At 60.7% G+C, this 21159-nt stretch carries 17 protein-coding genes and 1 pseudogene; 15 read left to right on the forward strand and 3 right to left on the reverse strand.

The window, feature by feature from the left end; genetic code table 11:
• Positions 1–172: 172 nt before the first annotated feature.
• From pta to ACQR35_RS01275, 3 genes are all read left to right on the forward strand, one after another.
• Complete coding sequence (gene pta / locus ACQR35_RS01265) at positions 173–2245, forward strand: phosphate acetyltransferase (protein WP_430268995.1); 2073 nt, start codon at positions 173–175, stop codon at positions 2243–2245.
• Entirely contained in the window at positions 2245–3384 is a 1140-nt protein-coding gene (locus ACQR35_RS01270; protein WP_430268996.1) for an acetate kinase, read from the forward strand. The genes pta and ACQR35_RS01270 overlap by 1 nt, the downstream gene beginning before the upstream one ends.
• Before the next feature lie 119 nt (positions 3385–3503).
• Positions 3504–4058 (forward strand): GNAT family N-acetyltransferase, encoded by a 555-nt coding sequence (locus ACQR35_RS01275; protein WP_430268997.1) that lies wholly within the window; start codon positions 3504–3506, stop codon positions 4056–4058.
• A 133-nt stretch (positions 4059–4191) separates the two neighbouring features.
• On the opposite strand, the gene ACQR35_RS01280 is transcribed toward ACQR35_RS01275, so the two are convergent.
• Both ACQR35_RS01280 and ACQR35_RS01285 read right to left on the reverse strand, forming a co-directional pair.
• Entirely contained in the window at positions 4192–6426 is a 2235-nt protein-coding gene (locus ACQR35_RS01280; RefSeq protein ID WP_430268998.1) for a S9 family peptidase, read from the reverse strand.
• An 82-nt stretch (positions 6427–6508) separates the two neighbouring features.
• Entirely contained in the window at positions 6509–7303 is a 795-nt protein-coding gene (locus tag ACQR35_RS01285; protein ID WP_430268999.1) for a low molecular weight phosphatase family protein, read from the reverse strand.
• Positions 7304–7424: 121 nt separating this feature from the next.
• On the opposite strand from ACQR35_RS01285, the gene paaA reads away from it, so the two are divergent.
• From paaA to ACQR35_RS01315, 6 genes and pseudogenes are all read left to right on the forward strand, one after another.
• Complete coding sequence (gene paaA, locus ACQR35_RS01290; RefSeq protein ID WP_430269000.1) at positions 7425–8399, forward strand: 1,2-phenylacetyl-CoA epoxidase subunit PaaA; 975 nt, start codon at positions 7425–7427, stop codon at positions 8397–8399.
• On the forward strand, positions 8396–8707 hold the full coding sequence (paaB, locus tag ACQR35_RS01295) for a 1,2-phenylacetyl-CoA epoxidase subunit PaaB (RefSeq protein WP_430269001.1): 312 nt from the start codon (positions 8396–8398) through the stop codon (positions 8705–8707). The genes paaA and paaB overlap by 4 nt, the downstream gene beginning before the upstream one ends.
• Positions 8704–9588 carry a 1,2-phenylacetyl-CoA epoxidase subunit PaaC gene (paaC, locus tag ACQR35_RS01300; protein ID WP_430269002.1) on the forward strand — a complete coding sequence of 295 codons (885 nt, stop codon included), beginning with the start codon at positions 8704–8706 and terminating at the stop codon, positions 9586–9588. The genes paaB and paaC overlap by 4 nt, the downstream gene beginning before the upstream one ends.
• Positions 9588–10142: a 1,2-phenylacetyl-CoA epoxidase subunit PaaD gene (gene paaD, locus ACQR35_RS01305; RefSeq protein ID WP_430269238.1), complete on the forward strand. Its 555-nt coding sequence runs from the start codon at positions 9588–9590 to the stop codon at positions 10140–10142. Before paaC ends, paaD begins: the two co-directional genes overlap by 1 nt.
• An 8-nt stretch (positions 10143–10150) precedes the next feature.
• A complete protein-coding gene (gene paaE / locus ACQR35_RS01310; RefSeq protein ID WP_430269003.1) occupies positions 10151–11365 on the forward strand; it encodes a 1,2-phenylacetyl-CoA epoxidase subunit PaaE in 1215 nt (404 codons plus the stop codon).
• Positions 11366–11397: 32 nt separating this feature from the next.
• Positions 11398–11604: pseudogene (locus ACQR35_RS01315) on the forward strand (enoyl-CoA hydratase/isomerase family protein); the annotation flags it as partial.
• Between the two features lie 94 nt (positions 11605–11698).
• On the opposite strand, the gene ACQR35_RS01320 reads toward ACQR35_RS01315, so the two are convergent.
• On the reverse strand, positions 11699–14374 hold the full coding sequence (locus ACQR35_RS01320) for a LuxR C-terminal-related transcriptional regulator (RefSeq protein ID WP_430269004.1): 2676 nt from the start codon (positions 14372–14374) through the stop codon (positions 11699–11701).
• 526 nt (positions 14375–14900) lie between these two features.
• Between ACQR35_RS01320 and ACQR35_RS01325 the strand changes: the two genes are divergently transcribed.
• Genes ACQR35_RS01325 through ACQR35_RS01350 form a run of 6 tightly spaced genes read left to right on the forward strand, consistent with a single transcriptional unit; the run spans position 14901 to position 21061 of the window.
• Positions 14901–15668: an Ig-like domain-containing protein gene (locus tag ACQR35_RS01325; protein ID WP_430269005.1), complete on the forward strand. Its 768-nt coding sequence runs from the start codon at positions 14901–14903 to the stop codon at positions 15666–15668.
• A gap of 42 nt (positions 15669–15710) precedes the next feature.
• On the forward strand, positions 15711–16805 hold the full coding sequence (locus ACQR35_RS01330) for an SdrD B-like domain-containing protein (RefSeq protein WP_430269006.1): 1095 nt from the start codon (positions 15711–15713) through the stop codon (positions 16803–16805).
• The gene (locus tag ACQR35_RS01335; protein ID WP_430269007.1) at positions 16802–17710 is read left to right on the forward strand and encodes a PIG-L deacetylase family protein; all 909 of its coding nucleotides are present in this window, start codon (positions 16802–16804) and stop codon (positions 17708–17710) included. Before ACQR35_RS01330 ends, ACQR35_RS01335 begins: the two co-directional genes overlap by 4 nt.
• On the forward strand, positions 17707–18591 hold the full coding sequence (locus ACQR35_RS01340) for an ATP-grasp domain-containing protein (RefSeq protein ID WP_430269008.1): 885 nt from the start codon (positions 17707–17709) through the stop codon (positions 18589–18591). Before ACQR35_RS01335 ends, ACQR35_RS01340 begins: the two co-directional genes overlap by 4 nt.
• Positions 18591–19862, forward strand: a complete 1272-nt coding sequence (locus ACQR35_RS01345; RefSeq protein WP_430269009.1) for a glycosyltransferase — start codon at positions 18591–18593, stop codon at positions 19860–19862. The genes ACQR35_RS01340 and ACQR35_RS01345 overlap by 1 nt, the downstream gene beginning before the upstream one ends.
• Positions 19859–21061 (forward strand): hypothetical protein, encoded by a 1203-nt coding sequence (locus ACQR35_RS01350; protein WP_430269010.1) that lies wholly within the window; start codon positions 19859–19861, stop codon positions 21059–21061. Before ACQR35_RS01345 ends, ACQR35_RS01350 begins: the two co-directional genes overlap by 4 nt.
• Positions 21062–21159 lie beyond the last annotated feature (98 nt).

The raw sequence follows: 21159 nt of genomic DNA on the forward strand, positions 1-21159 counted from the left end.
CCCAAGGGGGGCGAACCCCTCCCCCCCACCCCCCACAAAACGGCCTCCCCCCCCCCCCCCCCCCGGGGAGGTGGGGTGGGGAGACGGCGGAGAGGGCGCGGGAGAGGGCGGGAAGTGATGGGCTGGGACAGTAGGCTTGGGACAGATAGCTTTTGAGACCGAGAGGCATTCCATGGCTAAGGGCATTTACGTCAGCGCAACCTCACCCGGTTCCGGCAAGTCGCTTATTGCCCTAGGACTCGCTGACACCCTGCATCGGCACGCAGATCGGATCGGCTTCTTCAAACCTGTAGTTGATGGGGACGACGTCGACGCCGACCCTATGGTGAGCCTGATGAGCTCCCGGTTTGGTCTTGAGCCAGCCCGCTGCCGCGGCGGTCTGACCTCGGCTGAGGTCCGTTCCCTCCTTGCTGAAGGCAAACGCGACGAGATCGACGCCCGGTGCGTGGAAATCTTCGCCGAAATGTCCAGCGAATGCGACATCATCATTGTTGAGGGCACTGACCTTGCCGGGCACGACGCCGCCGTTGAGTTTGATCTGAACGCGCGCCTTGCGAACAACCTCGGCTGCCCTGTGGTCGCCGTGGTGAGCGCGAAGGGGCGCAGCCCCGAGGAGGCGGGTGACGCCGTCGAGCTGGCGCGCAAGGAACTGGTGGCGGAGAAATGCACACTCCTGGCGTTGATGGTGAATCGCGCGGATCCGGAGCAGCTGGACGCGGTGGCTGCGGCCGTGAAGCCGGGCGCATCCGGCCGGCCAGTCTACATTTTCCCCGAGTTGGAGGAGATTTCCCGGCCCACAACGGGTGAAGTTGCCACCACGATTGGGGTGCGGCAGATTGCCGGGCACGCCGATATGGAGCGGGATGTCCGGGCCATTCAGGTGGCCGCCATGAATGTGGGAAATTTCCTTCACGTGCTGACGGACGGCTCCTTGGTGATTGTTCCCGGTGACCGTGCAGACGTGATGGTTGCGTGTTTGGCTTCCTCGTTCAGCCCCGAATTCCCAGTTCCGTCAGGTCTGATTTTGACCGGCGGTCTGAGCCCGGATGCCAACATTTATCCCTTGTTGGCGCAGGCCCCGTTCCCAGTGTTTGCCTCGCCGGAGGACACCTATGTCACGGCCAAGCGGGTGTCTGAGGTGCGTAGCGAGATCTGGACCGGGCATCGGCGGAAGGTGGCTTCGGCGTTGGGCCTCTGGTCCCGCCGCGTAGACGAAAACGAGCTGATGGAGCGCCTGCACTTGCCACGGGCCGAGCGGATGACGCCCCTGCGTTTCTTGCACGAGCTGATTGAGCGGGCACGTTCCAAGCGCAGGCACATTGTGCTGCCGGAGGGTACGGATGTGCGGATCTTGCGTGCTGCCGAGATCCTGCACCGCCGTGACGTGTGCGATCTAACGTTGCTGGGAAGTGAAGCCGAGGTGCGCGAACTCGCCTCAAGTAACGGGATTGACCTGGCCGGTGTGACCATCATTGACCCGGCAAACAGCGAGCTGCGTCAACAATTCGCCGAGAAGTACGCCGAGCTGCGCGCCCACAAGGGCGTTGATTTGGCCCGGGCGCTTGAAGTCATGCTGGACGTCAGCTACTTCGGAACCATGATGGTTCAGCTCGGTGTGGTGGACGGAATGGTTTCCGGTGCCGCGCACACCACCGCCCACACCATCCGCCCGGCGCTCGAGTTCGTGAAGACCCGCGATGGCGTGAAGATCGTCTCCTCGGTGTTTTTGATGCTGATGGAGGACCGCGTGCTGGTCTATGGCGACTGTGCCGTGAACCCGGACCCCACCGACGAGCAGCTCGCGGACATCGCGCTGGCCTCCGCCGAGACAGCCGCCCAGTTTGGCGTGGAACCGCGCGTGGCCATGCTGTCCTATTCCACCGGAGGTTCGGGTTCTGGTGAGGCGGTGGAGGAGGTGCGCCGCGCCACGGAAATGGTGCGTTCTCGCCGCCCTGAGCTCGCCGTTGAAGGGCCTATCCAGTACGACGCCGCCGTGGACGCATCGATTGCGGCCTCCAAAATGCCGGGTTCTTCAGTCGCTGGCCAGGCGACCGTGTTCATCTTCCCTGACCTGAACACCGGCAACAACACCTACAAGGCGGTGCAACAGTCCTCGGGGGCTGTCGCCGTCGGGCCGGTTCTGCAGGGTTTGCGCAAGCCTGTCAACGATCTTTCGCGCGGCTGCACGGTCGAGGACATTGTCAACACGGTGGCTATCACGGCCATCCAGGCGCAGGAGGCCTAATGCTAGTTTTGGTGATCAATTCGGGGTCGTCCTCGCTGAAGTATCAGGTCCGCGACGTTGAGGTGGGGACTATTCTCACCGATGGACTAGTGGAGCGTATAGGCGATTCCGGCGCCGGTGGCCCGGCCGATCACGTTGAGGCGATTGACCGTGTGATGTCCACGCTGGAAGGCGAGTTGGGCGAGCGGGCGCTGGACGCCGTCGGGCACCGAGTGGTTCACGGCGGCGAGCGTTTTGGCGAGCCAGTGTTGATCAACAACGAAGTCACCCGGGCCATTGAACGCCTCAACCCGCTGGCTCCGCTGCACAATCCGGCCAGCGTTTTGGGCATCCGTGCCATCACCCGCGAGTACCCTGACCTCCCGCAGGTGGCCGTTTTTGATACCGCATTCCACCGCACCATCCCCGAGCATGCCTGGCGATACGCGGTCCCGGATGAGCTGTACACACTGCATGGGATCCGGCGTTATGGTTTCCATGGCACTTCGCACCAGTACGTTGCGGCGCGGGCTGCGGCGCTGCTGGGGCTGGGTGTTGACGAGTTCGACGGCGTGATCGCCCACTTGGGCAACGGCGCCTCCGTCACGGCGATCCAGGGCGGAAAATCCGTGGACACCTCCATGGGCTTCACCCCGCTCGAGGGCCTCGTTATGGGGACTCGTTCTGGCGATCTTGACCCGTCGATCTTGGTCTTTTTGGGCCGGGCCGGGTGGTCGCCCGAGGACATTGACACCGCCCTGAACCGCGAATCGGGATTGTTGGGCTTGGCCGGCAATAACGACATGCGCTCCGTGGTGGAAGCCGCCGAGTCCGGGGATGCGCGTTCGGCCATGGCGCTTGCCGTGGCCAGTTACCGGCTGTCCAAGTACATCGGCGGTTATCACGTGGCCGTGGGCGGGGCCAAGGCCGTGGTGTTCACCGCGGGGATCGGCGAGAACTCGCACCAGTTCCGGGCGCTCGTGGGGGAGCGTTTGGGTGCCTTGGGTATAGAGCTCGACGCCGAAGCGAACCTTGTGCGATCCAAGGAACCTCGCGTGATTTCCACCGCCAGCTCCGCGATCCCGGTGTTGGTGGTTCCCACCGACGAGGAACGGGCCATCGCTGAGGCGACTGCCGCCGTCGTAAGTTCTTCTCGGTAGACCAACACCCGCGAGGTCGGTGCTTCGCGTCGATACCCCCGCAAATTTACGGGCACCTCGGCGCTATGCACCTACCTCGGCGGAACGTATGGCGAGAGAGCAAGGCGTAGCGTTGAGTTATGCCAGAAATCCCACTGCCCATCCTGACCGAACGTTTGGTACTTCGCCGTTTCACCGCCGATGATCTTACGGCTTATCACGCGTATCGTTCGCTTGAGGAGACGGCGAGGTTCCTTCCCTCGGGGCCCCACAAGATCACCACCGCCATGCAAGTTGTGGGCAAATACTCAAACTTTGTTTTTGAACAGGTGGGCGATTGGGTCTCGCTGGCCGTCGAGGCGAAGGGTAGTCCGGTGCTGCTCGGCGAGGTGGTGTTGAAGTGGCTTCCCGGCCGTGGCCAAGGCGAGGTTGGCTGGATCTTGGCGCCGGCGGGGCGCGGCAAGGGCTATGCCACCGAGGCCGCAGAAGCCATGCTCAAGTTGGGGTTCGAAACGCTGGGCATGCACCGGATCGAAGCCCGGCTCGATGCATTGAACGGTGCCTCTGCAGCGGTGTGCCAACGTTTGGGAATGCAGCACGAGGCCACCCTTCGTGAAAATTCGTTCGCAAACGGTGTGCGGTCCTCTGAGGCGAGGTACGCGATCCTCGCCTCAGAGTGGAAGTCCAGCCACTAAACGCACCCCAGCCACTGACCCCACCCGCCGAGGTCGGTGCAACGCGTCGAGTTCCCCGCAAATTTACGGGGAACTCGACGCTAAGCACCGACCTCGGCGGAAGGGGCGGAAAGGAAGAGCGCGGCGAAAGAAGCTAGCGCGGCCCGGCGCCCGGGAGTAGCTCCGTTGCGCCAAGCGAGTCGGCGATAAACGCGTAGTCCCAGGCCCGTTCGCGCCATTGCACGTACCGGCCGGACGCGCCACCGTGCCCACCGTCCATCTCGATCTTCATAACCACAGGTTCGGACCCGGTAGAAACCGCCCGCAATTCCTGCACCCACTTGGCCGGCTCAACATACAGCACACGGGTGTCGTTGAACGAGGTCACTGCGGCGATCTTGGGGTACGCCACCTCACGCACATTCTCGTAAGGGGTGTACGACTTCATATACGCGTACACGTCCGCATCCGTGATTGGGTTGCCCCACTCTTCCCACTCGAGAGCGGAGAGCGGAAGCTCCGGGTCCAAGATGGTGGTCAGTGCGTCAACAAACGGCACCGCCGCCACAATCGCCGCATACTTTTCCGGCGCCAAGTTAGCCACGGCACCCATGAGCAGCCCACCCGCGGAGCCGCCCAAGGCGGCAATCCGCGACGGATCAACCCACCCCGAGCCAGCCAACCAGTCGGTCGAGTCCACGAAGTCGGTGAAGGTGTTCTTTTTGTTGAGCTTTTTGCCGTCGTCGTACCAGTGCCGGCCCAGCTCGCCACCGCCACGAATGTGCGCAATCACAAACACAATCCCGCGGTCCAGCAGCGAGAGCCGGGCAATCCCAAACCCGGGGTCCATACTCGCCTCGTAGGACCCGTACCCGTACACCAGCCCGGCCGCGCTCGAGTCTTGCACCACCGACTTGTGCCGCAGCACGGACAGCGGGATGCGGGTGCCGTCCGTGGCGGTGGCCCATTCGCGGGTGGCCACATAATCCGACGCCGAATAGCCGCCCAAAACGGGGCTTTCGCGCCGGAGTAGCAGTTCGCCGTCGGGCTGTTCCGTGGTGGGCAAAACGTAGTCGTAAACCCGCGAGGGGGTGAAGTAGCTCGTGTACCCGAGGCGCACCACTGGCGCGTTGTAGTCGGCGCCGCCCACTCCAGCCGTGTACAGCTCTTCGTCAAACGCGGGTTCCACGGGCGCACCCTGTGCGGGCGTGCCGAGCCCGGCGAGCGGGATGAATTGCACCCGCTCAATTGTGTCCTTGCGCACGGAAAGGATCAGGTGCGACGCCGTTATTCCGGCACCGTTGACCCGCACCTCTTCTGAATGTTCGACGACGGTGGTCCAGTTTTGCTCGGCCAGTGGCTTGGCAAGTTCTGCCGGGTCGATCAGGGACACCATGGAGTTCGCGGCACCCTTGTTGTGGGTGATCAGAATGCGCTCAACGAATCCGCCGGGGGCCGAGGCATCCGGAAGTAAGAACGGTTCTGCTTCGTAGAGGACACGCTCACTGCGCGGAATCATCGTGTGCAGCGTGGCTGTGGGGTCTTCGAAGCTCAGGTAGCGGGTTTCGCTGTACTCAGAGCAGCTGACGGAGAGGACCAGGTGACGGCGATCCGAGGCGAGTTCGAAGCCCAACCACATGGCGACGTCGTCCTCTTGATACAGCACCTCATCCTCGGCGATGGGGGTGCCCAAAACGTGGGTGCGAATTTGGTACGGGCGCCAGGAATCGTCCACCACTGTGTAGAAAAGGCGGGTGCCGTCGGGGGAGAAGGTGAGCCCGTAGAAGGCGCCCTCGATCACGTCCGGGAGGAGCTCGCCGGTGCGCAAATCCTTGATGCGGATGGTGAAGCGCTCGTCGCCGGCGTTGTCCACGGCATAAGCGTAGAGGTTTCCGTCTACCGTGACAGCTACGCCGCCGATCGAGAAGAACGGTTTGCCCTGGGCCTCGATGTTGCCGTCCAAGAGGATCTCTTCGCCGGGAACGGGGACACCGGCTTCAACTTGCGGCGGGGTCCAATCGGCAATCGGGTCACCGGTGTTGCTCGCGGCCACCCGGCAGCTAATGCCATACTCGCTGCCTTCAACGGAGCGCGAGTAGTACCACCATCCGTCCTTGCGCTGCGGCACCGAAAGGTCGGTTTCCAGGGTGCGAGTTTTGATCTCGTTGAAGATGTCCTCGCGCAAAGGTTCTTGGTGCGCTGTGACTGCTTCTTGGTAATCGTTCTCGGCCTTGAGGTGCGCTACGACCTCGGCAGATTCCTTGTCCCGGAGCCACTCGTAGTTGTCAGTGAAGTTATCCCCGTGGTGGCTGCGAACCGTGGGGACCTTCTTCGCGACGGGAGGCTGAGGGGTGGTGGAAACTGTGGAAGCGTCAGGAACAGTGGTCATGGCCTCCAATATAGAGGTCGACGGCGGCACTACGCTCCCGTAACTAGGCCCGGTTTCGCGACTGGCGTAGTTGCTTGCCGCGTCAGTTCGCTGCGGGGTCTTTGGTGATGTGCCGGGCGTAGCGGAAGATCTTGCGCAGCGCGGGGGATAGCTCGCCGTCCATTTTGACCCATGCTTTTTGTCCACGGCGGAAGGGGTCAGACACGTCGTTGTCTTCGGGGGTTTCCGGAAGGCAGAGGTGCCGGACTGAGGCAGCCAAAGCGGGTAGCTGGCGCCACTGTCCTGCAACGGTATCTTCGATGGGGAGATTGGCGCGGCGTGGGGCGAGAGCGTCCAGCATCCTGGCGAACTCGCGAACTGTGAAGGTGCGCTTAAGGAGAGCCGGGCTGAGCTGTATGACCTGACTGCGGTGCTCGGTGGTCATAACAAGCACCAGATCTGCGGCGCGGGCAATCTCGGGGGTGATCTGGCGTGAGACAAAACCGTCGCTGTCGCCGCCGTACTTCTGAACAAGTTCTGCGGCTTCGGGCTGCATGCTGTGATCCACGATTGCCCCGGTTCCGGCACTAGTGACTTCAAAGACGCCGGGGTGGAGGGCGTCAAATCCAGCTTGGAGCACACGCTCGGCCAAAGGTGAGCGGCAGATATTTCCTGTGCATACAGTCAGGACGCGGAATGGTTCCGAGGATGTCATGGACAGGCTGCCTTCCTTGGCTTTGGTAGTGCTGGCTTTGGTAGTGCTGGCTTGAGTACTGCTGGCGGGTGCGGGTGTGGTGCTCAGTAAGTATTGCAGGGTCTTGCAGGGCAGCAGAAGACGCGGCCAAGTCCACATTACTGCCCAGAACGTACACGCGGGACGAACGGGCCTGAGCGCCAAGAGCATTCACCTTGACGTAGATCACACCGCGTGGATATTCTGAACGAACGGTCAGTAATTAATTCCCCGTCCGATGAAGCCGCTTTGTGGCTGATGGACTGCCGTTCTCCGAGGAGTTGCCATGGCGACACAGCAGGGCCCCACCACACCCACACCCGAGCAGGCCCACTTTGATCACTTGATGGCCACTGACTCCCGGGTTGAGCCGCGCGACTGGATGCCGGATGCCTACCGCAAGACTCTGCTCCGACAGATTTCTCAGCACGCGCATTCGGAGATTATTGGCATGCAGCCGGAGTCGAACTGGATTAGCCGGGCCCCAAGCCTCAAGCGCAAAGCGATCCTGATGGCGAAGGTTCAGGATGAGGCTGGCCATGGGTTGTACTTGTATTCGGCCGCTGAAACATTGGGCCAGAACCGGGATCAGATGATGGATGCGCTGATCTCTGGCAAGGCGCGGTATTCGAGCATTTTTAATTACCCGGCGCGCACGTGGGCGGATATGGGTGCGATCGGCTGGCTGGTTGATGGGGCTGCGATCTGCAATCAGGTGCCGTTGTGCCGAGCGAGTTATGGACCCTACGGCCGTGCGATGGTGCGCGTTTGTAAGGAAGAATCGTTCCACCAGCGTCAGGGTTTTGAAATCCTGCTTGAGCTGGCAAACGGCACCTCGGCGCAGAAGCGGATGGCCCAGGATGCGGTGAACCGTTGGTACGCGCCGTCGCTGATGATGTTCGGCCCGCCGGATGATGATTCGCCCAATTCGCGCCAGTCTATGGCCTGGAACATCAAGCGTTTCTCCAATGATGAGCTGCGACAGCGCTTTGTGGGAATGATGGTGGAGCAGGTCAAGGCGCTCGGCCTGACGCTCCCGGACCCAGATATCCGCTTCAACGAGGACACCAAGAAGTGGGAACACGGGCCGCTGGATTGGGAAGAGTTCAAGGAAGTGCTTGCTGGCCGTGGGCCGTGTAATGCGCAGCGCCTTGAGCGTCGCCGGCAAGCGCACGACGACGGCGCTTGGGTCCGTGAGGCAGCCGCGGCTTATGCGCAGAAACAGTCAGCTAAAGCAGCCTTGCAGGAGGCGGCAGCGTGAGCGAGCAAAACCCAACCCCACTCCACCATCAGGGCTGGGCGTTGTGGGAGGTGTTTGTCCGTTCCAGCCGCGGATTGAGCCATGTTCATGCTGGTTCTTTGCACGCTCCTGATGCTGAGATGGCCTTGCGGAATGCTCGGGATTTGTACACACGCCGAAATGAAGGTGTGTCCATTTGGGTGGTCCCAGCTGAGGCAATCGCCTCGAGTGACCCGGACTCTAAGGGCGCGTTTTTTGAGTCGCCGCAGAGCAAGGACTACCGCCATGCCACGTATTACACCAAGAGCGAAGGAGTGAAGCACCTGTGAGTGAGAGCAACGCCACCGCAACGCGCATCACTCCCGGCAACGCCCTGCGCCCGGAGGACATCGCCCTCGACGTCGCCACTGGTCACGCCAAACCAAACACCACGGTGGCCGAGTTCGCGCTGCGCCTGGGTGATGACGCACTGATTTTGGCGCAGCGTTTGAGCCATTGGATTTCCCGGGCACCGGAGCTCGAGGAAGACGTGGCGCTGGGAAATATTGCCTTGGACGAACTGGGCCATGCGAGATCGTTCCTCACGTACGCTGGCGCAGGGCTCCCAGATCAAACAGGCAAAACAGGAAAGCCTCGCACCGAGGACGATTTAGCGTACTTCCGTGGCGAGGATGAGTTCCGGTCCTGCCATTTGGTGGAGCAGCCTAATGGCGATTTTGCTGTGACGATTGCCCGGCAGTTTGTGCTGAGTTTTTACCAGTTTGAGCTGTACAGGCGCCTGGCGGATCCAGCAAAATGCGCTGACGCCACCATTGCAGCCATTTGTGCCAAGGCCGTTAAAGAGGTGGATTATCACCGCGATCACAGTGTTCAGTGGGTTCTACGTTTGGCTCTTGGCACCGAGGAATCCAGGCGCCGCATCATCAAGGGCCTGGACTTGGTGTGGCCCTACGTGGCTGAGCTGTTTCAAGAGGACCAGCTCATCCAAGACCTCGAAGCAGCGAACGTCATCCCGCAGAACCTGTTCACCAGCGTTCGTGAGGACTTCTGCCAGCTCACCGGAAACGTGCTCCAAGAAGCCGAACTCGAGGTCCCGGATGTCCAGCAAAATCCGGGGGGCGGAAGGCACGGCCAGCACTCGGAACACTTGGGATACATTTTGGCTGAGATGCAGGTTCTGGCTCGTGAACACCCTGGAGCGGTGTGGTGATGGTGGTCAACGGCTCGGCCACAATCCCCGCTCCAGCGCAACACCAGTCGGCTCAGGCCAAGGCCTGGGCGCTCGCGGCCACTGTCACCGACCCGGAAATTCCCGTGCTCACTATTGAGGACTTGGGCATTTTGCGTGCCGTGGACTTGGTGGACTGCGGCACCATCACCCCTACCGTTCGGGTGACCATCACACCCACGTATTCGGGTTGCCCGGCCATGGACGCCATCCGCGATGATCTAAAAAACGCCTTCAGTAAAGCGGGTTACCCCAGCCTTGACGTCCGCTTGGTGCTCTCGCCAGCATGGACCACGGATTGGATGAGTGAGGCTGGCCGAACCAAGTTGGCGGCGTACGGAATCGCGCCACCCACCGGAAAAACCGCCAACGGATTCACTCAAGCTGGCCCCATCCGCCTGCAACTGGCCGTGAAATGCCCACAGTGCTCCTCGCTCAACACCAAGGAGCTCTCCCGTTTTGGCTCCACATCCTGCAAGGCGCTTTACGTGTGCAAGGACTGTGCTGAGCCGTTCGATTACTTCAAGGTTTTGTGAGGATTGGGATGACCACCACCGATTCCGCGGCCGGCCGCCGTCGTGCTGCTTTTCATTCTTTGTCCGTTAAAGAGGTCCGCAGACTGACTGAGGACGCCATTGAGGTAGCCTTCCGAGTCCCCGCGGACCTGGCCGGTCAGTATGACTATTTGCCGGGCCAGTATGTGGCGCTCCGCACCGATTTAGCGCACGACGACGGTGCGGTGCGCGAGGTGCGTCGTAGCTATTCGATTTGTGCGGAACCCCGTAGTTTTGCTGACGGGTCCGCGGAAATTCGGGTGGCAATCAAAAAGGATTTGGGCGGTTTGTTTTCCACCTGGGCTAACGCTGAATTGCAGCCGGGTTACCGTTTGGACGTGATGAGCCCTATGGGTGCCTTCATTTCTCAGCACGGGAGTGACGGGCAGGACGTGCAGCACAATGTGTTGAACTCCATGAATCACCCGGAGGATCTGGCCACCAGAAACGGCCCCAGCGGCACTTTTGTGGCGATCGCTGCAGGCTCGGGAATTACTCCGGTGATCGCGATAGCCCGGACCCTTTTGGCGGCCAATCCCCACAATCGTTTTGACCTGGTTTATGCGAACAAGTCCGCCATGGACGTGATGTTCCTTGAAGAGCTGGCGGATCTAAAGGACAAATATCCGGCTCGGGTGGCGTTGCATCATGTGCTCTCACGGGAGCAGCGGATTGCGCCGTTGATGACTGGCCGGATTGATGCTGAGAAGCTTGAACAGTTGTTGGGCACAGCCATCCACACGCAGGACGTGGACGAGTGGTTCTTGTGTGGGCCCTTTGAATTGGTGCAGTTGTGCCGGGATGCGTTGGCGGCGCGGGGGGTCTCGCCCGGGCATGTGCGTTTTGAGCTGTTTAGCACTGGCCGCCCGGACCGTCCGGAGGGACAACAGGGCAGCCGTGTGGTGGCCAAGGAACAGGACGAGACCTACAAAATCACTTTCACTTTGGACGGCTTGCAGGGCGAGGTGGCTAGCCCGGTTCACGCCCGCGAATCCATTCTGAACGCCGCTCTGAGAGTCCGCCCGGATGTCCCTTTTGCTTGTGCAGGAGGAGTGTGCGGCACGTGCCGGGCGAAGGTCACGGCTGGGAGTGTGGACATGGAGGAGAACTACGCACTTGAGCCAGACGAACTGGAAAAGGGCTACGTTTTGACCTGCCAAGCCCGCCCCACCACACCCGCCGTCACAGTTGATTACGACGTCTAAGAAGACGTCGAAGAACAGGTGAGGGCCAGGGCATGATTAAACTTTCCATTGCGGATTCGGTGGCTGAAATCTGCCTCAACGCGCCACACAAGTTGAACTCTCTCGCCGAGGTGGACCTGAAGAATTTGGCAAAGGCGTACGACGACGCCGCTGCCGCCGCCGAACGTGGTCACGTGCGGGCGCTGCTGTTGCACGGAGCCGGGCGCGCCTTTTGTGCTGGCCGTGACATTTCCGAGGTGGACGCGGCAAAGATGCAGTGAGCCAGGGCCTTTTTAGCCGAGCCATGCCCGCCGCATTCCAAGAAAAGCGGCAGCCCCGCTTCAAGGGATAAACCTACCCAGCACCCAAACGGGCCAACAGTTGCGCCCGGGACTTCACGCCCAGCTCCTTGTACACCTTGGTGAGCCGCACTTCAACGGTTCGGACAGAGAGGAAGAGCTCGTCCGCAATTTCCTTGTTCCGGTAACCGGCCATCACTAGTTCCACCACTTGGCGCTGCGTCTCCGGCATCTTGAGTAGCAGGTGCGCCTGTAGGTCACCATCGGGTAGCGGTTCTTGATGGTCCAGGATGTCCGCCCAGAGCGGCAGGCCAATGTCCGTGAAGGACATTTGAGCCGCATGGATGAGCTGCCGGGCGCGTGAGTCCTTGCCGAGTTCGGAGAGCCGTTGGGCAAAAATTGCCAGGGTGATGGCGTGATCGTATTCTGAATCAGACTCGGTGAAAGCGCTCAGAGCCTCTTCAAAAGCAGCTATAGATGCTTCGCCGTCCTGTAGTACTGCACGGCACCGTAATACTGCCAGCTGGGCCCACCGTGAAGGGGTCCGTGCTGCACGTTCTTCAAATTCAGCCATCACTTCTTTGGCTTCACGCACGTCACCCACCCGGACCAGAGCCTCCACAAGGTCTGGTTCAAAGCGCATCAGTTGCGGGTTGCGCAAGTGCATACCGGTCTGTTGGCAACGGCGCAGGTACACGAGTGCCTCATCCACGTCTCCGGCGCGCAAGTTGAAGGAGCCTCGGCGGGCGTCCACCAGGCCGTTGACTTCGATGTTCCGGCGGCCTTGGCTATAGCGGACGGAGGCCAAGTAGGCTTCGGCGGCGAGTTCTTGTTCGCCGATTTCAAACCAGTACCAGGAGGTATTGACGGCCATAGTGTGCCGGAAAACATCCGGCTCATCTGACTTGATCACGGAGGCCATTTCCATCAGCGCCACCCCGTGGTTGCCGGCCCTGCGTTCTAGTTCAATGCGCTCTAGACGAGCGATCGCGGACCAAAGCGGGCTGAGTTTTCCTTGCTGGTGAAAGAGGGAATCCAGTAGTGACCGGCCTTCGTCGAAATTCTCAGCCATGTAGCAAGCTCGGGCGAAGTTGACCACGGCGAAGGGCACCCACATGCTGGGGTCGTGGACGTTCTGGCAGACGCGGCCCAGCTCTTGCACAGCAGTGGTGGGGACCACCGGGGCCACTCCAAGGTCTAGTGCATTGATCAGGGCTTCGATGGAATCGGCCAGAACCGCAACGATTTTTGAGCTTATTCCGGGCATGGCACGGGCGGATTTGAGTGCTCGGCGAGCTGCGTCCAATTCCCAACGGTCGGTGTGTAGGGAGGCAACGGCTAAGACCAAACCCGTGGCCAGTTCGCGGCCGCCGTCGGACTCTTGTTCAGTGGTGGAGCGGGCAACGTTGCTGAGGACGCGCTGGGTGAGGAAGTACTCGCAGGCGATTTGCAGACCGGTGATTCGCAAAGGAAGGTCTCCGCTGCTGCGCAGTAACTGGGCCCGGCCAGCGAAGGTGCGGGCGAGTTCTATTTCGCCTTGGGCAAGGAGTGTTTCGCCCAGAACCACAAGGTCCTCACAGTCTTCGTCAGCGGCGGGGCCCAGGATGGAGGCGCGTTCGGTGAACTCGATGCCTTCGCGGACAAATCCCATGGAAATCAGTTCGGCACTGGTTTTGCGTAGGCTGCGGGCCGTTTCGGTGCTGAAGTCGCTGAAACTTTGGTGCCATTGTTTCAGTGGCTGGATGGAATGTTCTGCCAGAGTTGCGTGAATATGGGTTCGCAGTTCCGGGTCAAGGGACCAGTACAGTGCTGACCTCAAGGCTGGCTGGGTAATACGGATTCCTTCACCTAAGTGACCTGCTAGCCCGGCGGCGAGGAGCTCGGTCACTGCAGAGTAGCTCTTGGGGAGAGCGAGTTTGAGCGTGGCCACTCTGATACCTGGAGCGGTGGACATCCAAGTGAGGACTTCTTTGGACGCGGCGCTGTGCGGTTCCAGTTGCCGGAGGAGTTTCGCCGCGGTTGCGGCGTCTTGGCGTAGCGGCAGAGAGAGCGGGTGGCGGCCGTCTAGTTGGGTGACGTCTAGGCTGCGCAGAGCCTTAAGCAGTGCCCCGGGGTTTCCGTCCACAGAGTCCACCAGCATCCGAAGCACACCGGTGTCCACGTTGGATGGCGCCTCGGAAATAGCTAGTTCCATCATGAGGGTGCGCGAGAGCGGTTGCAGGTCTAGGGTGCGGATGCCGTGCAGTGGCCCGGTTCCACAAATTTCTTGGACTGAGGCAACAATCCACACACCGGTTCCGGCAAGACGGCGCATCACGTATCCCATGACTTGCAGGGTTTGCGGATCGGCGAGGTCTAGATCGTCAATGAGGACTACTCGGGGACCGGAGTTTTGGGCCACCATCGAATCCACAATGTGCTGGCCGAGGGCCAGGAGTTCATCGGAGGTGGGGGCCTCCCCGCCGGGGGATACACGTCCCAGGCCGTTGCTTGAGGGTAAGGCGCCACCGGCGGTGAGGGTAAAAAGGCCGGACAGTGGCTCGGCACCGTGGGTGGGGCCAGCGGACATCATTGTCGCGGGTGCCTCGGACGCCTCGGAAACTTGGCCCAGTAGGCGGGTTCTTCCGCTGCCAGTGGGTCCGTGAACCAATAGAGCATTTTCTCGAGGGCGTTGGATCAGCGCCTTAATATTCTCGAATTCTCGTCGTCGGGTTTGAACAGATCTGTGCACACATACCCCATATACCGTTATGCCGTCTGCGTCGCTGGATGCGGCCGCGACTTTTCACGCTGCATTTGTTATAGGACCTCGCATCTCCGCCCGGATTGGACGGGTTCAGCGTTGCGGTGAGTCTCCTTGCCGAGATTCCCATAGCCGCAGCGGCACAGTTCCCGCGGTGCCGGAACTGTATGAATACTAGCGAGCCTTTCTGAGCGTGGAGCCGGTTCTTTATCTCCGTGTGGTTAACCGCACGTGATTGCCCACACGGCCTCTGTAAAGAGTACGCACGCTGCCACATTAATCAGGTGGTTATCCGCAGTTACGTTGGCGATATCCACATTTTTTCCCAACCGGCACAACGGCATCCATACGCTGGATAAACCAGTTGCCCGGACACAAGCTGAGCTTCTGGATCTGATCCCAGCCCGTGTGGCAGGGCATACATCAGGAACAGCGGAGCCGTACGTCATTACCCGAATATGGACCGCAATCCGGCGCAGAGGTGCGCATTTCCCATATTTCGAAAGTTTCCACGATGGCTTTTTACAGCACCCCCAAAACGTCCATTTTCCAAGCTCCAGTCCCAGAGGCCGGCACACAATCCGCTAGAACATCACATAGGTCAGTGGCTGCGACGCGGACCAGCCTTTGTGCACTTGCCGTAGCAAGCGCTGTTCTGCTTCCGGGAGTGGCACCAGCATTTGCCAGCACGACGGCGGTAGCACCTAGCGCCGCCACCGCACAGGCCGCCACCGCACCAGTTGCGGCAGCACCGGCGTCGTTACTAAACGTGGCCCCGATGGCTACCACACAAGACGCGGTGTTCTCCGGACTGGTGTTGGGCCCGCTGCAGTCCAGCAGTGTGGATACCCTTCGGCTGGATTTCAACTTTGATATCCCCGATGTTGCAGTGGCTGGCGCAAGTTACACGGTGGTGTTGCCCAATGAGCTGCGCCCCAAATCCACAGCGCCGTTTAGCGTGCTGGACCCGGACGGCAATGTGGTTGCCACTGCAGTGTGGGAGGGGAAAATCGCACGCTTTACTTTTACGGACTTCGCCGCAAGCCACGCAAAAGTTCAGGGCAAAGCTTTTGTTGCCTTGAAGTGGGACCGTGCGGTGATCGGCACGGTCCCGGGTACGTACGATCTGGATTTCACCGGGGACTTGGTTCCGGTGACCATCCAGGCGAGCACCAGCGGTATGCCAGAGCTGCCCATCAATACCAGCCGGGACTTTTCCAAATTCTCCGGTTGGACTCGGCGCGATGAAGGCGTGATTGATCCGGTGGGTGCTTTGGGGTAGCGGATCGGGCTGCCTAGCGGTCCGTTCGCTGGCCCCATCACTGTGACGGATACGGCGCAGCCGGGCTGGACCTTGGATTGCAGTTCGCTGAACATCACCAAGGGCACCACTTTGTTGGGGAACCGTTCCATTGTTGACCCGGTGCCGTTGCCGGCCTCGCGTGTGGTGTCTTTTAGCTGCGATCCGGGCAAGTTCATCTTGGTGCTGGACCACATTGGGGCGTCGGAATTTATCAACGTTGATCTGACCGGCACGGTGACGGATCAGAGCGCCCGGACGTTCACCAATGACGGTGGGTTCTCTACCGAAACCGGCACTCAGTCCAGCACCGCAACTGCCACCCGCACCCAGAATGGTGGCTCGGGCGAGGGGGTGCCGCCTAACAGTGTGGGAAACAAGATTTTTGTGGACCAGAACCGGGATGGTTTGCAGGACGCCTCCGATACTCCGCTGGCAGGGGTGAGTTTGACGGTGGGCAGGACGGATGGTTTGGCAGCCACGGATGTGAACGGTCTGCCCATCGCGGCGCAGACATCGGATGCGCAGGGCCACTTCCTGTTTGAGGGGTTGGCGCCGTTGCCGGCCGGGGTTTTTTACCAGGTGATGGTTGACCGGAATGCGTCGGCTGCGGCTTTGGCTGGGCTGGAGCCCACTATTGCTGGCACGGGCAACGATTCCGGTGCTAATTCCTCCACCTGGACGGCCGTGAGCACGGTGGATACCAGCCAGGGGAACACCCAGGATCTGAGTTTGGACTTTGGCTTTGTGACGGTTCAGACGCCTGCCCCAACAACGCCGCCAACTACGGAACCCACTACACCTCCAAGCACTGAACCTACAGCGCCTGCGCCGCCTACCAGCCCCACGTCACCGGTGATTCCTCCCGCAACGCCAGTACCCACTTCGACTGCGGCGACCACGCCCATCATTGTCCCCACCGCGCCGCAAGGACCGGCTGGCACTGATGTTCCGGCGCAGGACAGCCAAGCATCGGCCCCGGCTGACCAGCTGGCACAAACCGGTCCCATCGCTCTGCGTGCCCTGGTGTTTATAGGCCTAACAGCGTTACTGGCCGGTTTGGCAGCACTCGCACTCCTGCGTAAGTCACGCACGTCTAAGAAAGAAGTTTCCCAGTGATCCCTAACGTTGTTTGCCTGGCACTGTGCCTGGCGACGGCCGCTTTTCTTGCAACGCCGTTTTACTCGCGGATTTTCGTCCGGCACCTTCGCAGTGGCTCAACGCTGCGCGCAGAGATGATGGGCGGGGCCCTTATTTTGGCCGCCTTTAATGCGGCGGCGTTGGTCCCGGGCACACCAGAGCTGATGCGTGAGCTTGCCGTAGCTCTGACCGTGGTTGCCACAGTGTTTGCCGCTTGGTTGCTGATTCGTTTCCGGATCACCACCCAGCCCATGCCGCAGACTCGCACCATTCTGGCGGTGGGTGCGCATCCGGATGATCTGGAACTCGCCTGTGGCGGGACCTTGGCCAAGATGATTGATCAGGGTCATCAGGTGTACGGGTTGGTGATGAGCTCGGGCAACGTTGGTGGAGTCCGGACGGAACGCAAGGCTGAGGCTGCCCGAGCCGGGAACTTTATTGGCATCAAAGATCTCAAGGTACTCAATTTCCCGGACACTGAGCTGGCGGCGCACAACACCGCCATGGTTAACAGCATTGAAGCTGTGATCAATGAGATCAAGCCGGATGTGGTGTTCACCCACTCCAACTCGGATCAGCACCAGGACCATCATGCCGTGCACATGGCCACTTTGCGGGCTGCGCGCCGTCAACCCACCATCCTCTGTTTTGAAAGCCCCTCAACCACCCGGGCGTTTAACCCGAGCGTGTACGTGGATATTCAGAACTACATGGATATCAAGGTCAAAGCTGTGCAAACCCATCAGGGGCAGATGGCTAAGCCGTACATGAGCGCCGGGCACGTCACAGGGATGGCGGCGTTCCGTGGTTCGCAAGCCAAACGCCAGTACGCGGAAGCTTTTGAGCCGGTACGTTTCTTGGGCTCCGCGATGGGAGACCTGTGAAAAGGATCCTGGTAACGGGCTGCGCCGGTCCAGTCGGCGTAGCCCTGGGTCAACAATTGTTGGCTCAGGGTCACTATGTGATCGGCGTTGATATAAACGCTAAAGCTCCGGCCCCCGTCTCTGAGCGGCACCGGATTGTCTCGGCCAGTCATCCGGGGATGGTCCAGGCCTTGTACAGCATCGCTTGCCGTACCCGGGCGGACTTGGTGATACCCACTGTTAGCGAAGAGCTGCCTGTGTTGGCGCGGGCCGTGGCCGATGGCGAGTTTCCAACACCAACAGTGATTAGCCCGCCAGAGGGGGTGGATGTAGCGAACGACAAGTTCTTCACCATGATGGCACTGGCCAGCAAACGCATCCCGGTGCCGTTGTTCGGGTTGCCTTCCGAGTTTGTCTGCCTTGAGGACGCATTCCGTGAATTGGGCGCCCCACTCATCCTCAAGCCAAGGGTCTCCCGTGGTGGCCGGGGTGTGCAGGTGATTGACCCGGGGTCTCGGCTGGACTGGGCCAGCCTGGACGATTCGTTGATTGTCCAAGAGTTTGCGCCAGGAACGGAGTTCGCTCCGGTGGTCCACATGCCGCGTGGCACCGGTGAACCGCGCACTTTTGTTTTGCAAAAAACGGGACTGAAAGAAGGCCGGGTGGGCAACGCAACGGGGGTGGAGTTGGTGCCCTCGTGGCGTCAACCTGCCGTGGGAGTTTTGGCCGCCCGCACCGCCGCGGCCCTGTGCCTGACCGGGCCGGTGGATGTAGACATTCGGATGCGCGCTAACGGCACTCCGGTGGTGTTGGAAGTGAACGCGCGGTTTGGTGCCAATAGCCGTTCGGCACCTCGGTTGCTGGAGCACGTCTTGTGTGATTTTCTCCCTAAGGTGCCCTAGTGGACTGGTATGGCATAGCAGTTTTTGTGCTGCCCGGAATGTTCTGGGCCGGAGTGCTGATTTTGGCGTTTGGCCTCGTCAAGTTGTTGTTTGTTCCGCTCAGCATGGGGTTCGAATTCGTGGCTTGGCGCAGGCGGAGGCAAAAGGCACCGAGCTTGTTGGATCAGCAGCCCATGGTCTCAGTGATTGTCCCCGGGTACAACGAGGCCAACGTGATCAACAACTGTGTGGAGTCCGTGGTGGCGAGTAGTTACCGTCCTATGGAGGTCATTTTGGTGGACGACGGGTCCACGGATAACACGGCGGAGTTGATGGCTGCGCTCGCCGCTAAGCACCCTGTGGTCACTTTTGTGGCGCAGCCGAATGCCGGCAAGGGTGCGGCGCTGAATAACGGTGCGCAGCGGGCCAAAGGCCAGGTGTTGATGTTTGTGGACGCCGATGGAATTTTTACCGCCCACACTATTGAGGATATGCTCGCCGGTTTTACCGATAGTGGGGTGGGTGCCGTGTGTGGGGATGACCGGCCCGTGAACTTGAACAAGGTTCAGACTCAGCTGCTCACCGTGATCTCCCACATTGGTACGGGTTTGGTGCGCCGTGGGCTGACGGTGTTGCACGTTATGCCGATTGTGTCCGGGAACATTGGGGCATTCCGGCGAGATGTTTTGGATGTTACTGGTCCGTTGGATACCAAAACTTTGGGGGAGGATCTAGACCTGACCTGGCGGATTTACAAGGCTGGGTATCGGGTCCGGTACAACCCGCGAGCCCTGGTTTATGCCGAGTCCCCATCCACCATCAAGGGTTTGTGGAAGCAGCGGGTCCGTTGGGCTCGTGGGTTGTTGCAGTGTTTGCGGATTCACTGGCGCATGATTGGTAACCCTGCCTATGGGGTTTTTGGTGCGTTTATGGCGTTCAATGCGTTGACCATGGTGGTGGTGCCGTTGTTGCAGTTGCTGGTGGTGGCGTTGATCCCGTTGCTGGTGGCCGGTGGGGCTAACCCTGTCCCGCCGGATGCTTGGGGTGTGGTGGGTTGGATTGGCCTGCTCACGGCAGTGTTTTTGGCTGTGTTTTCTATGGGGATTAATAAGGCGTGGGGGGATCTGCGCTATTTGTGGACCCTGCCGTTGTGGCCCGTGTATTCGTTGTTTGTGGGTGCCACCATGTTTTGGGCTGTGGTCCAGGAGGTTCGCGGCGCCCCGGCCCGGTGGAACAAGTTGGAACGGACCGGTGTGGTGAGTATTCCTACCCGAAGTTTGGAAACGCTATGAGGAACGCTGTGGGTAATCATTTGAGTGCAACAACAGGTATAACGACGGCGGCGCTGATCTCCGCGAAAGCTGCGGTTCGTTTTCTGGTTCCGGTGGGGTTGGTGGCGGTTTTGGTGTTGGCTGCGTGTACGCCTGCTGCGCCGCCCGCGGAGCGGGCTGTGAACTTTGGTTTTGAGGACGTGGCGGTGCCTGGGAAGGATTGGGGCGCACTGAACCAGAAGCTTCAGGAAGTGCGGGCGAATTCGGTGGGGATCGCCGTCGGACGTCCTGACTGGACTGGGTTTGTGTGGGCCGGGCACAGCGAGCAGCAGTCTTCGCAGGTCCGCAGCAGCCGTGGGGAGGATTTTGTGTGGAAGGCGTTGGAAGGGGTGGGGACCGCGCCGGATGGTTCTAAGCGGAAAACCACTCTGGTGGTGGATGCGTTGGTGCCGGGCATGATCGCTGAGGATTCTTCGCTGGCTGGTCAAGATGTGCAGGGGAAACGGTCGGCGGATTTTGCGTCAGTGGCGGCGTTGGAGCATGGCGCGGTGGGGGAGCATTTGGTGGCTTTGGTGGGGGATGTGGCTGCCCGGTACAAGCCGGATGCTGTGTCCCTGACGGAGCTGATGTTTGACGACTCTACTTTTGGCGACGCTGATGCTGATTCGTACCGGAATTTCAGCGGTCAGGATGATTGGCCCCGGAATTCGGACGGCAGTATCAACACCAATGACCCGAGCATTGGAAAGTGGCGGTCGGCCGTGTTGGCCAAGCTGGTCGCCCGGGCTCGGGACGCCGCCGGAAAGTCTGGGGTGAAGTTGCTGATGGATGTCCGCAGCCCGAACTCTGGGGCCGGCGCGGCAACCAATGCGGATCTGGGTGGGGACCGAAAGGACTCCGGGCAGGACTACAACCAGTTGTTGAAGTCTTCGGATGGTCTGGTGGTGTGGGATTACTTTGGCCTCAACGGTGGGGATCCGGGTGATAGCAAGGATTTGGCGGCGAAGCTGGTGCAGCGCGATCCAGGCCGGATTTCCCAGTCCATCGGTTTGTGGGCTGACGAGAACTCGGGCGACAAGTCCGGGACGGTCTCCGCAACGGATCTAAAGACCGCCCTCAAAGCTGCGGCCGAGGGTGGCGCACGCTCCGTCTCAGTGACCCCGGCCAGCAAACTTTCGGACCAGCATTGGCAAGCAATCAAAGAAGCTTGGACTCGGTAGCGGGTCCTAAGAGACGGCCGGCGTCTGTACAACAGGTGGGGCAGGCGCCGGTCTTAGTTTTGGGAGTGCTGGGAGCTGAGGGTGGCCTGCACGTACCC

This window comes from Pseudarthrobacter sp. J1738 (assembly GCF_050490315.1).
GTDB lineage: Bacteria > Actinomycetota > Actinomycetes > Actinomycetales > Micrococcaceae > JBNPEO01.